The sequence below is a fragment of the Streptomyces sp. NPDC007896 genome (genome assembly GCF_042959425.1).
Classification (GTDB): Bacteria; Actinomycetota; Actinomycetes; order Streptomycetales; family Streptomycetaceae; genus Streptomyces.
Genome location: NZ_JBIBKX010000016.1, coordinates 133,730 through 148,346, shown reverse-complemented (window position 1 = coordinate 148,346; position 14,617 = coordinate 133,730). Strand labels below are relative to the sequence as shown.

The 14,617-nt window shown below is 70.8% G+C and carries 10 protein-coding genes; 5 read left to right on the top strand and 5 right to left on the bottom strand.

Annotated elements, in window-relative coordinates:
• Positions 1 to 10: 10 nt before the first annotated feature.
• Both ACFZDJ_RS40505 and ACFZDJ_RS40500 read right to left on the bottom strand, forming a co-directional pair.
• A complete protein-coding gene (locus tag ACFZDJ_RS40505; RefSeq protein WP_390930159.1) occupies positions 11 to 508 on the bottom strand; it encodes a DUF485 domain-containing protein in 498 nt (165 codons plus the stop codon).
• Positions 509 to 720: 212 nt separating this feature from the next.
• Positions 721 to 2,214, bottom strand: a complete 1,494-nt coding sequence (locus ACFZDJ_RS40500) for an MFS transporter (RefSeq protein WP_390930900.1) — start codon at positions 2,212 to 2,214, stop codon at positions 721 to 723.
• A 409-nt stretch (positions 2,215 to 2,623) separates the two neighbouring features.
• On the opposite strand from ACFZDJ_RS40500, the gene ACFZDJ_RS40495 reads away from it, so the two are divergent.
• Both ACFZDJ_RS40495 and ACFZDJ_RS40490 read left to right on the top strand, forming a co-directional pair.
• Positions 2,624 to 3,412, top strand: a complete 789-nt coding sequence (locus ACFZDJ_RS40495) for an ATP-binding cassette domain-containing protein (RefSeq protein ID WP_391066655.1) — start codon at positions 2,624 to 2,626, stop codon at positions 3,410 to 3,412.
• Positions 3,409 to 5,976 carry an FtsX-like permease family protein gene (locus tag ACFZDJ_RS40490; RefSeq protein WP_391066652.1) on the top strand — a complete coding sequence of 856 codons (2,568 nt, stop codon included), beginning with the start codon at positions 3,409 to 3,411 and terminating at the stop codon, positions 5,974 to 5,976. The genes ACFZDJ_RS40495 and ACFZDJ_RS40490 overlap by 4 nt, the downstream gene beginning before the upstream one ends.
• Positions 5,977 to 6,088: 112 nt before the next feature.
• Here the strand turns inward: ACFZDJ_RS40490 and ACFZDJ_RS40485 are convergent, their stop codons facing one another.
• Complete coding sequence (locus ACFZDJ_RS40485) at positions 6,089 to 7,543, bottom strand: DUF2079 domain-containing protein (RefSeq protein ID WP_391066649.1); 1,455 nt, start codon at positions 7,541 to 7,543, stop codon at positions 6,089 to 6,091.
• 375 nt (positions 7,544 to 7,918) lie between these two features.
• Between ACFZDJ_RS40485 and mfd the strand changes: the two genes are divergently transcribed.
• On the top strand, positions 7,919 to 11,449 hold the full coding sequence (mfd, locus tag ACFZDJ_RS40480; protein WP_391066646.1) for a transcription-repair coupling factor: 3,531 nt from the start codon (positions 7,919 to 7,921) through the stop codon (positions 11,447 to 11,449).
• A 93-nt stretch (positions 11,450 to 11,542) separates the two neighbouring features.
• Here mfd and ACFZDJ_RS40475 read toward each other — a convergent pair whose 3' ends face one another.
• Positions 11,543 to 12,127 carry a WHG domain-containing protein gene (locus tag ACFZDJ_RS40475; protein ID WP_390930150.1) on the bottom strand — a complete coding sequence of 195 codons (585 nt, stop codon included), beginning with the start codon at positions 12,125 to 12,127 and terminating at the stop codon, positions 11,543 to 11,545.
• Positions 12,128 to 12,290: 163 nt separating this feature from the next.
• Between ACFZDJ_RS40475 and ACFZDJ_RS40470 the strand changes: the two genes are divergently transcribed.
• Positions 12,291 to 13,205 carry a hypothetical protein gene (locus ACFZDJ_RS40470; protein ID WP_390930898.1) on the top strand — a complete coding sequence of 305 codons (915 nt, stop codon included), beginning with the start codon at positions 12,291 to 12,293 and terminating at the stop codon, positions 13,203 to 13,205.
• A 178-nt stretch (positions 13,206 to 13,383) separates the two neighbouring features.
• Here the strand turns inward: ACFZDJ_RS40470 and ACFZDJ_RS40465 are convergent, their stop codons facing one another.
• Positions 13,384 to 13,572, bottom strand: a complete 189-nt coding sequence (locus tag ACFZDJ_RS40465) for an antitoxin (RefSeq protein ID WP_168492408.1) — start codon at positions 13,570 to 13,572, stop codon at positions 13,384 to 13,386.
• A gap of 162 nt (positions 13,573 to 13,734) precedes the next feature.
• Between ACFZDJ_RS40465 and ACFZDJ_RS40460 the strand changes: the two genes are divergently transcribed.
• Positions 13,735 to 14,463 (top strand): HNH endonuclease family protein, encoded by a 729-nt coding sequence (locus ACFZDJ_RS40460; RefSeq protein WP_384908262.1) that lies wholly within the window; start codon positions 13,735 to 13,737, stop codon positions 14,461 to 14,463.
• Positions 14,464 to 14,617: the final 154 nt, after the last annotated feature.

The following is a 14,617-nucleotide window of genomic DNA, read 5'->3' as shown; positions in this document are numbered from 1 at the left end:
GGTACCCGGCTCATCGGGTCGCCTCCCGCTTCGCGTCCAGCTGGGTCTGCCGGCGGATCCGGTCCGCGATGGGGTCGACGCGCCGGCGCGCCGTGTACTCGTACAGCCCGATCGCCAGGCAGGTCACCGGCACCTGGAGCAGGCCGAGCAGCAGTCCGGTCGGCAGTCCGCCGGACACCTCGCTCGTCATCAGCCCCGGCGCGAACGCCGACAGGAGGAGGAAGAGGGTGAAGTAGCCGAGCGCGGTGAGCGTCGCGACCCGCCGTTGCCAGCGGTAGGCGCCGCGCAGGACGCGGATGTCGCTGTGCCTGCCGAGTGCGTGGTGACGCGGTTGTCGCCTTCTCTCGGGCTCGGGTGGCTGGGGCTGCGGTTGCCAGGGATAGGTGAGGTGCGAGGGGGACGTGTAGTGGGGGGACGGGTACGGGGACGGGTGCGGCGGTGGGTAGAGCGGGTCGTACGGCGGCTGGTGCCGCCTGTGGTGCTCGGGGGACGAGAACGCGTCTTGCATCCCGTGATCTCCTTGCGTGGCTCGGGTCCGGTGCGGACCGCAGGGAGTTGGGGGGTGGGCGAGGGACGCACGCTACTCGCAGGTAGCCGGTATGCGTGAGGCTTTCACCAAACTGAGCGGTCGGTATGCGCTTACTTCGGTGACCCGGGGTGTTACCCGCATTTACACCGGGCGTTCATCAACAGTTCGCCCCGCCCTCGGTTTGAGTCTCGTCAGTCCCCGGGATTCTTGATGACCGGAAAACGCCGCGGTGCCACGAACAGCAGGACCAGGAAGGCGAGTGCGGCGGCGCCCGCCGCGCCCAGGTAGACGGCGTGGACCGCGTCGGCGACCGCGTGGCGTACGTGTTCGGCGGGCGCGCCCGAGTCCAGCGCCCGCGTCACCGCGTCCAGGTCCCCGGCGCCGCCGAGCCGCGCGGCCAGCACCCCGTTGGCGATCGCGCCGAACAGGGTCGCGCCGACGGTCTGGCCGGTCTGGCGGCAGAAGAGGACCGACGCCGTCGTCGTGCCGCGTTCCTCCCAGCCGACCGTCGACTGGACGCCGATGATCAGGGGGAGTTGGAAGAGGCCCAGGGCGCCGCCCAGCAGGAGCATCAGCAGGGCCGGCTGCCAGGGCTCGCCGGGGTAGGGCAGGAAGGGGAAGGCGAGCAGGATCAGGGTCGCGGCGGCGATGCCGAGCATCGCGGTGTTGCGGAAGCCGATCCGCCCGTAGACGTGCTGGCTGAGCGCCGCCGACACCGGCCAGCTCAACGTCCACACGGAGAGCACGAATCCGGCGGCGACGGGTGCGAGGCCGAGGACCGCCTGCGCGTACGTGGGCAGGAACACCGTGGGGGCGACCATGAGCAACCCCAGTGCGCCGAGCGCCAGGTTGACGGCCGCGATCGTGCGGCGCCGCCACACCCACCCGGGGATGATCGGCTCGGCCGCCCGGCGTTCGATCACGACCACGGCAGCGATCAGCGCGAGTCCCGTACCGAACAGGGCGAGCGACGGGGCCGACAGCCAGTCCCAGGCGACCCCGCCCTGCACCAGCGCGGTGAGCAGCACACCGCCGCAGGCGAAGACGGCCAGCGCGCCCGCCCAGTCGATCCGGGGGCGGCGGCCGGAGGACTCCCGTACCGGCTCGTGCAGATGGCGGACGATCAGCCACAGCGCGAGCGCGCCGATCGGCAGGTTGATGAGGAAGATCCAGCGCCAGTCGGCGTACGCGGCGAGAACCCCGCCGAGGGAGGGGCCGGCGATCGCCGAGGTCGCCCACACCGTGGACAGCTTGGCCTGGATCTTGGGGCGCTCCTTGAGCGGGTAGAGGTCCGCGGCGAGCGTCTGCACCGTGCCCTGCAACGCGCCGCCGCCCAGGCCCTGCACGATCCGGAAGGCGATGAGCGCGGCCATGTTCCAGGCGGTGGCGCACAGCAGCGAGCCGAGGAGGAAGACGGCGGCGCCCGCGACGAGGACCGGCTTGCGGCCGAAGGTGTCGGAGAGCTTCCCGTACACCGGCAGGGTGACCGTCACCGCGAGCAGATAGCCCGAGAACAGCCAGGAGAAGACGGAGAAGCCGCCGAGGTCGCCGACGATCTGCGGTACGGCCGTGGAGACGATGGTGGAGTCGAGCGCGGCCAGCGCCATGGAGAGCATCAGGGCGGCGACGACGGCACCCCTGCGGCTGCGCGAGGCCGAGGGGTGCTTCGTCGCCGCGGCCCGTATTCCGGTGTCCCCCTGGCCCACTGGAGCGCCTCCCCTGATCGGTTCCCCCTGCAACTATCCGCCGTCCCCCACCATCTCACTTGACCTTCACGTAGCGGGAGGGTGGACGCTGACTGGGACCGAGGGTGGAGGCAACCCCGAGAGCGACTCCACCGAAGGGTGGACTGCCCCTAGGGGTCTCTCCCCACTAGGGCTCGGGGGGCGTTCGTACCGGCGGAGGACGAGACGGGCCGGGGCCGTCCTTAACCTGGCTTTATGCCGCTGAGGGCGGTGGGCCGGACCCACGGGGGTGGGGTTTTCCCCCGTAGAAGACTGCGCTGGGCACCAGCGCGCCGGACCACCCCCCGCCACCAGACTTACCGACGTAGCGAAGAGCACTTCGTCCGCTGACCGACATAGGAGATACACCGTGACATCGGCTGTGACCATTCCCAGGCACGGGGGCACTGGAGGGCGTACGGCCGTTGCCGCGCGGGCGCGGCAGGTCGTCAAGGCGTACGGGTCCGGGGAGACCCGGGTCGTCGCCCTGGACCAGGTCGACGTGGACATCGCGCGGGGGCAGTTCACCGCGATCATGGGCCCCTCGGGGTCCGGCAAGTCCACGCTGATGCACTGCCTCGCCGGACTCGACACCGTGACGAGTGGCCAGATCTACCTCGACGAGACCGAGATCACCGGGCTCAAGGACAAGAAGCTCACGCAGCTGCGCCGGGACCGGATCGGGTTCATCTTCCAGGCGTTCAACCTGCTGCCGACGCTGAACGCGATAGAGAACATCACGCTGCCGATGGACATCGCGGGCCGCAAGCCGAACAAGGGCTGGCTCGACCAGGTCGTGGAGACCGTCGGACTCGCCGACCGGCTCAAGCACCGGCCCAGCCAGCTCTCCGGCGGCCAGCAGCAGCGCGTCGCGGTGGCGCGGGCACTCGCCGCGCGGCCCGAGATCATCTTCGGGGACGAGCCGACCGGAAACCTCGACTCCCGGGCGGGCGCCGAGGTGCTGGGCTTCCTGCGCCGCTCGGTGGACGAGCTCGGCCAGACCATCGTGATCGTGACGCACGACCCGGTGGCGGCCTCGTACTCGGACCGCGTGCTGTACCTCGCCGACGGCCGGATCGTCGACGAGATGTACCAGCCGACGGCCGATCAGGTCCTCGACCGCCTGAAGGACTTCGACGCGCGGGGGCGTACGTCATGACCGTCCTGAAGACCTCGATGCGCAACTTCTTCGCGCACAAGGGGCGGATGGCGCTGTCGGCGGTGGCGGTGCTGCTGTCCGTGGCCTTCGTCTGCGGCACGCTGGTGTTCACCGACACCATGAACACGACGTTCGACAAGCTGTTCGCCGCCACCTCCTCCGACGTCACCGTCTCGCCGAAGACGGCCAAGAGCGACAGCACCCCGCAGAACGGCAGGCCCGACTCACTGCCCGCCTCGGCCCTGGAGCGGGCCAAGAAGGCGGAGGGCGTCAAGTACGCCGAGGGCGCGGTCAGTTCGATGAACGTGACCGTCGTCAACAGCGCCAACAAGAACATGGGGTCGAGCACCGGGGCCCCGACGATCGCCGGCAACTGGACGCGCAACGACCTGCGTTCGATGGAGATCACCTCCGGTCGCGCCCCGCGCGGGCCGACCGAGACGATGGTCGACGCCGACACCGCCGACAAGCACCACCTGAAGCTCGGCGACGAACTGCGCACCATCGCCGTCACCGGTGACTTCAAGGCCCGGATCGTCGGCATCGCCACCTTCAAGGTGACCAACCCCGGCGCAGCCGTCGTCTACTTCGACACCGCCACCGCCCAGCGCGAACTGCTCGGCGCCACCGGCCGGTTCACCCACATCAACCTCTCCGCCGCCACCGGCGTCACCGACGACAGGCTCAAGCAGAACGTCATCTCCTCGATCGGCGCCGGCGCGTACAAGGTGCAGACACAGAAGGAGTACTCCGACGAGAACCGCTCCGGCGTCGGCTCCTTCATGAACGTCATCAAGTACGCCATGCTCGGCTTCGCCGGGATCGCCTTCCTGGTCGGCATCTTCCTGATCATCAACACCTTCTCCATGCTGGTCGCCCAGCGCACCCGCGAGATCGGCCTGATGCGGGCGATCGGCTCGTCCCGCAAGCAGGTCAACCGGTCCGTCCTGGTCGAGGCGACCCTGCTCGGCGTCTTCGGCTCGATCCTCGGCGTCGGCGCGGGCGTCGGCCTCGCGGTCGGCCTGATGAAGCTCATGTCGGCGGCGGGCATGGACCTGTCCACCCGCGATCTGACGGTCAAGGCGACGACCCCGGTCATCGGACTCGTGCTCGGTGTCGTGGTCACCGTCCTCGCCGCCTATCTGCCCGCCCGCCGGGCCGGCAAGGTCTCCCCGATGGCCGCACTGCGCGACGCCGGTACACCGGCGGACGGCAAGGCCGGTCTCGTCCGCGGAATCATCGGCCTGGTCCTCACCGGCGCCGGAACCTTCGCGCTCTTCACGGCGGCCAATGCCGACAAGGCGAGCGACGGTTCGCTGGTGCTGGGCGCGGGCGTCGTCCTGACACTGATCGGGTTCGTCATCATCGGCCCGCTGCTCGCGGGCGGTGTCGTCCGGGTGATCAGCGCGGTGCTGCTGCGCTTCTTCGGCCCCGTCGGACGGATGGCGGAGCGCAACGCGCTGCGCAACCCGCGCCGCACCGGAGCCACCGGCGCGGCCCTGATGATCGGCCTTGCCCTGGTCGCCTGCCTGTCGGTCGTCGGCTCGTCCATGGTCGCCTCGGCGACCGACGAACTCGACAAGTCGGTCGGCACCGACTTCATCATCCAGGGCAACCAGCGGATCGTCCCGCAGGCGGCGAAGGCCATCGAGACGACGCCCGGCCTGGAACACGTCACGCACTACCGGGACATCGAGGCCAAGATCGTCGCCCCCGACGGTTCCTCGGACGGCGACGGCGTCACGGCCGCCGACCCCACCTACGCACAGGACCTGCACCGCAAGACGACGGCCGGTGAACTGACCGCCGCCTACGGCAAGGACTCCATGTCCGTCGGTTCGAAGTTCGCCACCAAGCACCACGTCAAGCTCGGCGACACCCTGACCGTCGCCTTCAAGGGCGGCAGCACGGCGAAGCTCAAGGTCGCCGCGATCACCGACGACGACGTGGCCATCGACCAGGGCGCGCGGTACCTCAGCACCGAGACCATGCGGAAGTACCTCCCGGCCGACCGGATCCCGCCGGACCAGATCATGTTCGCCAGCGCCAAGAACGGCCAGGAGAAGCAGGCGTACGCGGCCCTGAAGAAGTCCATGGAGCAGTACCCGCAGTACCAGGTCCGCGACCAGAGCGACTACAAGCAGGAACTCAAGGACCAGATCGGCCAGCTCCTGAACATGGTCTACGGCCTGCTCGCCCTCGCGATCGTCGTCGCCGTCCTCGGCGTGATCAACACCCTCGCCCTGTCGGTGGTGGAGCGGACACGCGAGATCGGCCTGATGCGCGCCATCGGGATGTCCCGCCGCCAGCTGCGCCGCATGATCCGCCTGGAGTCGGTCGTCATCGCCCTCTTCGGCGCGCTGCTCGGCCTCGGCCTGGGCATGGGCTGGGGTGCCACCGCCCAGAAGCTCCTCGCCCTGGAGGGCCTGAAGGTCCTGGAGATCCCCTGGCCGACCATCATCGGGGTCTTCATCGGCTCGGCGTTCGTGGGCCTGTTCGCCGCCCTGATCCCGGCGTTCAGGGCGGGCCGGATGAACGTACTGAACGCCATCGCCACCGACTAGCCGGCAGCAGCAGCAGCCGCCGCAAAGCCACCGTATACGGGGGTTACGGGGGACGGGCCCGGCCCAGGAGGACATCACCTCCTGGGCCGGGCCCGCGGCCGTACGCGGTGCCTCAGGTGCGCCGCTCCAGCAGTACGTAGCCGTAGGCGGCGCCCACGACGTCGTACGCGGCACGGGGGTGCAGCCGGCCCGCGTACGCCTGGACGTCCTGGATCGAGTGGTCGGAGTCGTCGAGGGCGATGAAGTCCGGGGTGACGCCACCGGTGCCGCCCGTCCAAAAGACCCGGCAGCGTGCGACGAGCCGACTGCTCGGGCCGACGTTCGCCTCGACGCTCGCCCCGTCCGGGACACGCGCCAGCAGCCGTTCGACGGCGCTCACGCGTGCGGGTTTGCGATACGCGGCGGGCTCGCCCAGCGCGGACAGCGGGAGCGAGGTCGTCAGCGCGAGCGCGGCCGCGACGACGGCCGTGGGCAGGTGCAGCGCGTACGAGCGCAGCCACGGGCGCGGGCTCCAGCGGGCCCGGGAGAGCGCGTCGGCGAGGGCGAGGGAGAGGACCGGCATCAGGACGGCGCTGTAGTGCCAGTCCGTGCCCCAGTAGTGCGGGTCGCGGGAGAGGAAACGCCAGCCCAGGGTCGGCAGGGCGGCCAGGAGGAGCGGGGAGCGCAGGGCCAGCAGACCGGTGGTGGGGATCAGCAGCCAGGCCAGGGTGCGGATCTTGGTGCCCAGGCCGTCGAGGGGATCACCGCCCGCCTTGTTCCAGTAGCTGTAGGCGTCCGCGGTGCTGAAGGCAGGGATCACCACCGTGAAGGTGAGCACCGCGGCCACCACTCCGAGGACGGCGACCCCGAGCGCGCACAGGGCCGTACGCGGGGCGTGCTTCCGGGCCCGCACGGCCACGACCAGGGCGATCGCGGCCAGGGTGAGCCCGAGGTCCTCCTTGACGAGGACCAACGGGAACGCCCACAGCAGGGCCGCGCACCACCGTCGCTCCAGGACCGCTTCCAGGGCGAAGGCGATCAGCGGGACGGCGAAGCAGATCTCGTGGAAGTCGAAGTCGACGGCGCGCTGGATCCCCCACGACAGCCCGTACGCGAGGCCCAGCGCCAGTCCCCGGGAGCGGCCGAGGAGCCGGGCGGCGGCACGGGTGACCGGGACCGCGGACAGGGCCAGCAGCGCGGCCTGGGCGACGAGGAGGGTGACCGGGGTGGGGAAGAGGCGGTAGGCGGGCGCGAGGAGGGCGGTGACCGGGCTGAAGTGGTCGCCGAGGAGGTTGCTGCCCGGGCCCTTGAGATCGGCGACGGGGGCGCGCAGGTGGGCGTAGGCGCGGACGGCCTGCTCGAAGATGCCGAGGTCCCAGGAACGGGTCGCCAGATGCCGCCAGCGGCAGACCGACAGGGTCGCGTACGCGGTGAAGAACAGGACCGCCAGGAGTTGGGGGTCGCGGGGACGCCGGTCACGGCCGCCGGGGACGGCGGCCGTGACCGGCGGGGGTATGGGGGCGCTGTCGGTTCTTGGGGCGCTGTCCGTGGCGGTGGCGGTGTCGGCGGGGGTCGGGTTCGAGCTCATGCGGCTCCCGGTACGTGATCACGTGTCACGGGGTATACGCCGGGGACGTGGGAAGTGGTTGACGGTTGGGGGTGGGGTGTGGTGCGGGTCACTTCCAGTGGGGTGGGATGGGGCGGGTTGCGGGCCGGGTTGTTCGGCTGCGGGGCGGTGGGGGCTGGTCGCGCCCCGCGGCGGAGCCGCATATAGACACAGCCTCGCGCCCCTAAGGGCGGGGCTGCGCCCCGATTCCCCCGGCGGGCCGTCGAACCGGGGCCGGGGCCCGTCCACCTCTTGCGTCTCACAGGGAGCGCGGCGCCGTCGTAGGCTGGACAACCCCGGCCCGTCGAGACGTGTCGGGCGGTTCGCGTTGCCCTCTCTCCGGGATGGAAGCCCTTCATGAGCCTGCACGGTCTGCTCGACGCCGTCGTCAAGGACGCCGCCCTCGCGGAAGCGGTGAAGGCCGCCACCGACGGCAACCGGATGCACATCGACCTGGTCGGCCCGCCCGCCGCCCGCCCCTTCGCGGTGGCGGCCCTGGCCCGCGACGCCGGCCGCCCCGTACTGGCCGTGACGGCGACGGGACGTGAGGCAGAGGACCTGGCCGCGGCGCTCAGGTCCCTCCTCCCGGCCGACACGGTCGTGGAGTACCCGTCGTGGGAGACGCTCCCGCACGAGCGGCTCTCCCCCCGCTCGGACACCGTCGGCCGCCGTCTCGCCGTGCTGCGCCGCCTGGCGCACCCGCGCCCCGACGACCCCGAGACCGGCCCGGTGTCGGTCGTCGTCGCCCCGGTCCGCTCGGTGCTGCAGCCGCAGGTCAAGGGCCTGGGAGACCTGGAGCCGGTCGCCCTGCGAACGGGGCAGAGCGCCGACCTGGGCGGGATCGTCGAGGCGCTCGCGGCAGCCGCGTACTCCCGGGTCGAGCTCGTCGAGAAGCGCGGCGAGTTCGCCGTACGCGGCGGCATCCTGGACGTCTTCCCGCCCACCGAGGAGCACCCCCTCCGGGTGGAGTTCTGGGGCGACGACGTCGAGGAGATCCGTTACTTCAAGGTCGCCGACCAGCGTTCCCTCGAGGTCGCCGACCACGGACTGTGGGCGCCGCCCTGCCGCGAGCTGCTCCTGACGGACGAGGTGCGCCGGCGGGCGGCCCGGCTCGCCGAGGAACACCCCGAGCTGGGCGAACTGCTCGGCAAGATCGCCGAGGGCATCGCCGTGGAAGGAATGGAGTCGCTGGCTCCGGTCCTCGTCGACGACATGGAACTGCTGCTCGACGTCCTGCCCAAGGGCTCGATGGCCGTCGTCTGCGACCCGGAGCGGGTGCGGACGCGGGCCGCGGACCTGGTGGCGACCTCGCACGAGTTCCTGCAGGCGTCCTGGGCGGCGACGGCCGGGGGCGGCGAGGCCCCCATCGACGTCGGCGCGGCCTCCCTGTGGGCCATCGCGGACGTCCGCGACCGGGCCCGCGAGCTGGACATGATGTGGTGGTCGGTGTCGCCGTTCGCGGCCGACGACGAGCTGGACGCGGACACCCTCAAGCTCGGCATGCACGCCCCCGAGACCTACCGCGGCGACACGGCCAGGGCGCTCGCCGACACCAAGGGCTGGCTCGCGGACGGCTGGCGCACGGTGTACGTCACCGAGGCGCACGGCCCCGCCGCCCGTACCGTCGAGGTCCTCGGCGGCGAGGGCATCGCGGCCCGCCTCGACGCGGAGCTGACCGAGCTGACGCCCGCCGTGGTGCAGGTCGCGTGCGGTTCGATCGACTACGGCTTCGTGGACCCGGCGCTCAGGCTCGCCGTCCTCACGGAGACCGACCTCTCCGGCCAGAAGGCGGCGGGCAAGGACGGCGCGCGGATGCCGGCCCGCCGCCGCAAGACCATCGATCCCCTCACGCTCGAAGCGGGCGACTACATCGTGCACGAGCAGCACGGTGTCGGCCGCTACATCGAGATGGTGCAGCGGACCGTCCAGGGCGCGACGCGCGAATACCTGGTGGTGGAGTACGCCCCGGCCAAGCGCGGCCAGCCCGGTGACCGCCTCTACATCCCCACCGACCAGCTGGAACAGATCACCAAGTACGTCGGCGGCGAGGCCCCCACCCTGCACCGCCTGGGCGGCGCCGACTGGACGAAGACCAAGGCGCGCGCCAAGAAGGCGGTCAAGGAGATCGCGGCGGACCTGATCAAGCTGTACAGCGCGCGCATGGCGGCCCCCGGTCATGCGTTCGGTTCCGACACCCCTTGGCAGCGCGAACTCGAGGACGCCTTCCCGTACGCGGAGACCCCCGACCAGCTCACGACCATCGCCGAGGTCAAGGAGGACATGGAGAAGACGGTCCCGATGGACCGCCTGATCTGCGGCGACGTCGGCTACGGCAAGACGGAGATCGCGGTCCGCGCGGCCTTCAAGGCGGTGCAGGACGGCAAGCAGGTCGCGGTCCTGGTGCCGACGACGCTGCTGGTGCAGCAGCACTTCGGGACCTTCTCCGAGCGCTACTCGCAGTTCCCGGTGAACGTCCGCGCCCTGTCCCGCTTCCAGACCGACTCGGAGGCGAAGGCCGTCCTGGAGGGCCTGCGGGACGGCGCGGTGGACGTCGTCATCGGCACCCATCGGCTGTTCTCCGCCGAGACCAAGTTCAAGGACCTGGGCCTGGTCGTCGTCGACGAGGAGCAGCGCTTCGGCGTCGAGCACAAGGAGCAGCTGAAGAAGCTGCGCGCCAACGTGGACGTCCTGACGATGTCCGCCACCCCCATTCCCCGTACGCTCGAGATGGCGGTGACGGGCATCCGGGAGATGTCCACGATCACCACCCCGCCGGAGGAGCGGCACCCGGTGCTGACCTTCGTCGGCCCGTACGAGGAGAAGCAGATCGGCGCGGCCGTCCGCCGTGAACTGCTGCGCGAGGGCCAGGTCTTCTACATCCACAACCGGGTCGAGTCGATCGACCGGGCGGCGGCGCGGCTGCGTGAGATCGTCCCCGAGGCGCGTATCGCGACGGCGCACGGCCAGATGGGGGAGCAGGCTCTGGAGCAGGTGGTCGTCGACTTCTGGGAGAAGAGGTTCGACGTGCTGGTGTCGACCACGATCGTCGAATCCGGCATCGACATCTCCAACGCCAACACGCTGATCGTGGAGCGCGGCGACAACTTCGGTCTCTCGCAGCTGCACCAGCTGCGCGGCCGGGTGGGCCGAGGCCGTGAGCGCGGCTACGCCTACTTCCTGTACCCGCCGGAGAAGCCTCTGACGGAGACCGCGCACGAGCGGCTCGCGACCATCGCCCAGCACACGGAGATGGGCGCGGGCATGTACGTGGCGATGAAGGACCTGGAGATCCGCGGCGCGGGCAATCTGCTCGGCGGCGAGCAGTCGGGTCACATCGCGGGCGTCGGCTTCGACCTGTACGTCCGTATGGTCGGCGAGGCGGTCGCGGACTACCGGGCCTCCCTGGAAGGCGGAGTCGAGGAGGAGCCGCCCCTGGAGGTCAAGATCGAGCTGCCGGTCGACGCGCACGTCCCGCACGACTACGCGCCGGGCGAGCGGCTGCGTCTGCAGGCCTACCGCGCCATCGCCTCCGCCAACACGGAGGAGGACGTCAAGGCCGTACGCGAGGAACTCACCGACCGCTACGGCAAGCTGCCCGAGCCGGTGGAGAACCTGCTGCTCGTCGCGGGCCTGCGGATGCTCGCGCGGGCGTGCGGTGTCGGCGAGGTCGTGCTTCAGGGCAACAACATCCGCTTCGCACCGGCGGAGTTGCGCGAGTCCCAGGAACTCCGCCTCAAGCGGCTCTACCCGGGCACGGTCATCAAGCCGGCCGCCCACCAGCTCCTGGTGCCCCGCCCGAAGACGGCGAAGGTCGGTGGGAAGCCGCTGGTCGGGCGGGAGTTGCTGGGGTGGACCGGGGAGTTCCTGGCGACGATTCTCGGGTCGTAGGGGTCGTAGGGGTCGTAGGGGTCGTAGGGGTCCGAGGGGTCCGAGGGGTTGGAGGAGTCGTACGGATCGGCACGCCGGTGGTGGCGGCCAGGGTCACGCCGACGGTGGCTGGAACAGCATTCCCGTCAGGGTGCGGAAGACCTCCTCGGGGTCCAGGTCGCCGACCGCGCCGTCCAGGTTGTGGCCGAGGAGCAGCGTGGCGAAGCCGTGGGCCAGGGACCAGGCGGCGACTCCGGCGAGGCGGGGGTCGGTGCCCGGTTCCGGCACTCGGTCCAAGACGGCCTGGCGCAGGCGGTCCGCGGTCAGGGCGCGGGCCGTGGTCAGCTCCAGGTCGTTCTCGCGCAGCAGCTCCGGCGTGAACATGACCTGGAAGTGCGCGGGGTGCTCACGCGCGAAGCGCACGTAGTGGATGCCCGCGTCCCGTAGGTCCGTGGCCTCGGTGAGCGCGGCCGACAGCAGCGCGTGGCCCTCGGCCGCGATCGCCGTGAGCAGGCCGGTGCGGTCCTTGAAGTGGTGGGCCGGAGCCGCGTGCGAGACGCCTGCCCGGCGGGCCAGGTCGCGCAGGCTCAGCGCGGAGGGGCCTTCGGCGGCGATGACGTCGAGTGCGGCGCTCAGGATCGCGCGGCGCAGGTCGCCGTGGTGATAGGGGCGTTCGGGAGTGGTCTTCGCGGTCTCCATGGTCATCAGCGTACGCGGAATCTAGGCATTGACAAGTTCGGCGGGTTCGGGCAATCTTGGCAGTGTCAAGTTGTCGCGTGGGTGGAACGGGACGAGGGGGTTCGTCATGTCGGAGCACGGTGGTGAGGTGGCCGGGACGGTTCGGGGGGACGGGGCTGTCGGTATGGGGACCGGGATCGGGGCAGGGGTAGGGACCAGGGGCGAGGTCGGGATCGAGCTCGGCGAGGTGCGCCGTCTGTGGCACCTGCTGGAGCCCCTGCACGCCGTGCTCTACTACGCGCCGGAGGTCTTCGAGGAGTCGGCCGCGCTCGGGTACGCCGGGTCGGCGCAGGAGCGCTGGCCGATGTACTTCCCCTTCCGTGCCGCACCGTTGGGGGCGGTCGGGAGCGAGCGCGTGTCCTCCGCCTTCTACAGCTTCAGCCCGCGGATGGTCGCCGCGCACATGGACTCCGCGTGGGACACCGCGAGCCCCGCGGACGTGCTGAAGGCGAGGGAGCGTGGCATGGACCGGGCGTACCGCGCGATATTCGGCGACCGCGCGGCGAGCCCCGAACTCGTCGAGGTCGCCGGGCTGTTGCGCCGCGTCGCCGAGTCCGCGAACACCGCCGGTCGTCCCATGGCCGCGGCCAACGCGGAGTTGGCGTGGCCGACCGCCCCGCACCTCCGGTTGTGGCATGCGGCGACGATCCTGCGCGAGCACCGGGGCGACGGCCACCTCGCGGCGCTGCTCGTCGCCGGGCTCGACCCCGTCGAAGCGCTGGTGTCCTTCGCGGCGATGGGCGCGGCCTCCGTCGAGCGCTTCGAGAGCCGCGGCTGGAGCCCGCGGGAGTGGAGCGCCGCCCGTGAACGCCTCGCCGCGCGCGGCCTCGTGACCGAATCCGGCACCGCCACACCCGCGGGCCGCGAGCTGCGCGCCGAGGTCGAACGTCACACGGACGAACTGGCCGCCGAGCCCTGGCTCGCCCTCACCCCGGCCGACCGGAGCCGACTGGCCGAGCTGCTCGGCGAGTTCTGGGTCGCGGTGCTGGGTTCGGGGCTGCTGCCGTCGGAGTCCACGCTGGGGATCGGGAAGGTGTGAGGGGGAGGGTGTGGGGGTGCGTGGGGGTGTGAGCATGCGGGCGTGAGTGCGTGCGGTACCGGGCGACGCAAGTGAAGCCGCCCGCGGGAGTGGAGCTTCGCGGACGGCCTCGTTGTCACGGGTCGATCGGTGGGTGTGTCGTGCCTCGCGCGTCTCCGCGGCTACGGCTGACCGGGGTCTACGGCTGATCGGGCCGGTCGGTCGGTTCGCGGTCCATGCCCGTCGCGCCCTCGATCTTCTGCTGGGCGTCGTCGACCTGGTCCGTGTACTTGTTGCCCGTCTTCTCGTTGATCTCCCGTTCCCCGGCGTCGGACATGTCCTTGCCCTTGGACTTCGCCTGATCCTTGAATCTGTCGAAGATGCCCATGCGGGAGCTCCTTCCGGAGGTGTGTCACCCCCGACGATACGCCCGGCGTGCACCTATTGCCCGTTGAAGGAGGGTATGGCCCGGGCATACCCGCCGCTACCGTGGGCACCAGGGAAACGCGCCCTGTACAGGGCGGACCCGGGGAACAAGGGGAGGGGCGTCGTGGTGCGTCTGAGGGGTGGGGCGGCGGCTGCCGCACTGGTGCTGTTCGTCGTCGGCGCGGGGGTCAGCGGCTGCAAGAAGGACACCACGGGTTCCGCCGGCCCGCAGGGCACGGCGGCCGGCGGCGGCGCCGCGCTCACCGCCGTGGACTCGCTGACCGTCAAGGGGCGCGCGCCCAAGACGGGCTACAGCAGGGCGAGGTTCGGCACGGCCTGGGCCGACACGGACTCCAACAAGTGCGACACCCGCGACGACATCCTCAAGCGGGACCTGAAGAGCGTGAAGTTCACCGGCGGCACCTGCAAGGTGGTCTCCGGGGCGCTCGACCCGGACCCGTACTCCGGTAAGGAAGTGACGTACAAGCGCGGCCGCAGCCTGGTGGACATAGATCACCTCGTCGCGCTCTCGGACGCCTGGCAGAAGGGCGCCAAGTACTGGGACGCGAGCAAGCGGATAGCGCTGGCCAACGATCCGCTCAACCTGCTGTCCGTCGACGCGAGCACCAACCGCAGCAAGGGCGACGGCGACACCGCGACCTGGCTCCCGCCCAACAAGGGGTACCGCTGCGCGTATGTGGCCGCGCAGGTGGCCGTGAAGAAGAAGTACGGGTTGTGGGTCACCGGCGGGGAGAAGGCCGCGATGAAGAAGGTGCTCTCCGAGTGCCCCGGCCAGAAGCTTCCCTCGGGAGGCAATCCGACCCAGGCGCCGAAGCGGTTCACCGCCAACTGACGTCGTTTCATACTGCGTGGCGCAAGGGCAAGATGACGAGAATCTGCCAAGAAGGTGAGGAGCTCGCAAAGGAGTTCACAAGAAGCAAAGGGATGAGTCGAAACAAGTCGACTTGGTTCAGCAAGATCCGGTCAAGGTAAGGCCAAAAACGTTC

Coding starts and splice junctions, on each gene's coding strand:
- ACFZDJ_RS40505 (WP_390930159.1), bottom strand. CDS start 508: ATGCAAGACGCGTTCTCGTCCCCCGAGCACCACAGGCGGCACCAGCCG.
- ACFZDJ_RS40490 (WP_391066652.1), top strand. CDS start 3,409: ATGACCGTCCTGAAGACCTCGATGCGCAACTTCTTCGCGCACAAGGGG.
- ACFZDJ_RS40485 (WP_391066649.1), bottom strand. CDS start 7,543: ATGAGCTCGAACCCGACCCCCGCCGACACCGCCACCGCCACGGACAGC.
- mfd (WP_391066646.1), top strand. CDS start 7,919: ATGAGCCTGCACGGTCTGCTCGACGCCGTCGTCAAGGACGCCGCCCTC.
- ACFZDJ_RS40475 (WP_390930150.1), bottom strand. CDS start 12,127: ATGGAGACCGCGAAGACCACTCCCGAACGCCCCTATCACCACGGCGAC.
- ACFZDJ_RS40470 (WP_390930898.1), top strand. CDS start 12,291: ATGGGGACCGGGATCGGGGCAGGGGTAGGGACCAGGGGCGAGGTCGGG.
- ACFZDJ_RS40465 (WP_168492408.1), bottom strand. CDS start 13,572: ATGGGCATCTTCGACAGATTCAAGGATCAGGCGAAGTCCAAGGGCAAG.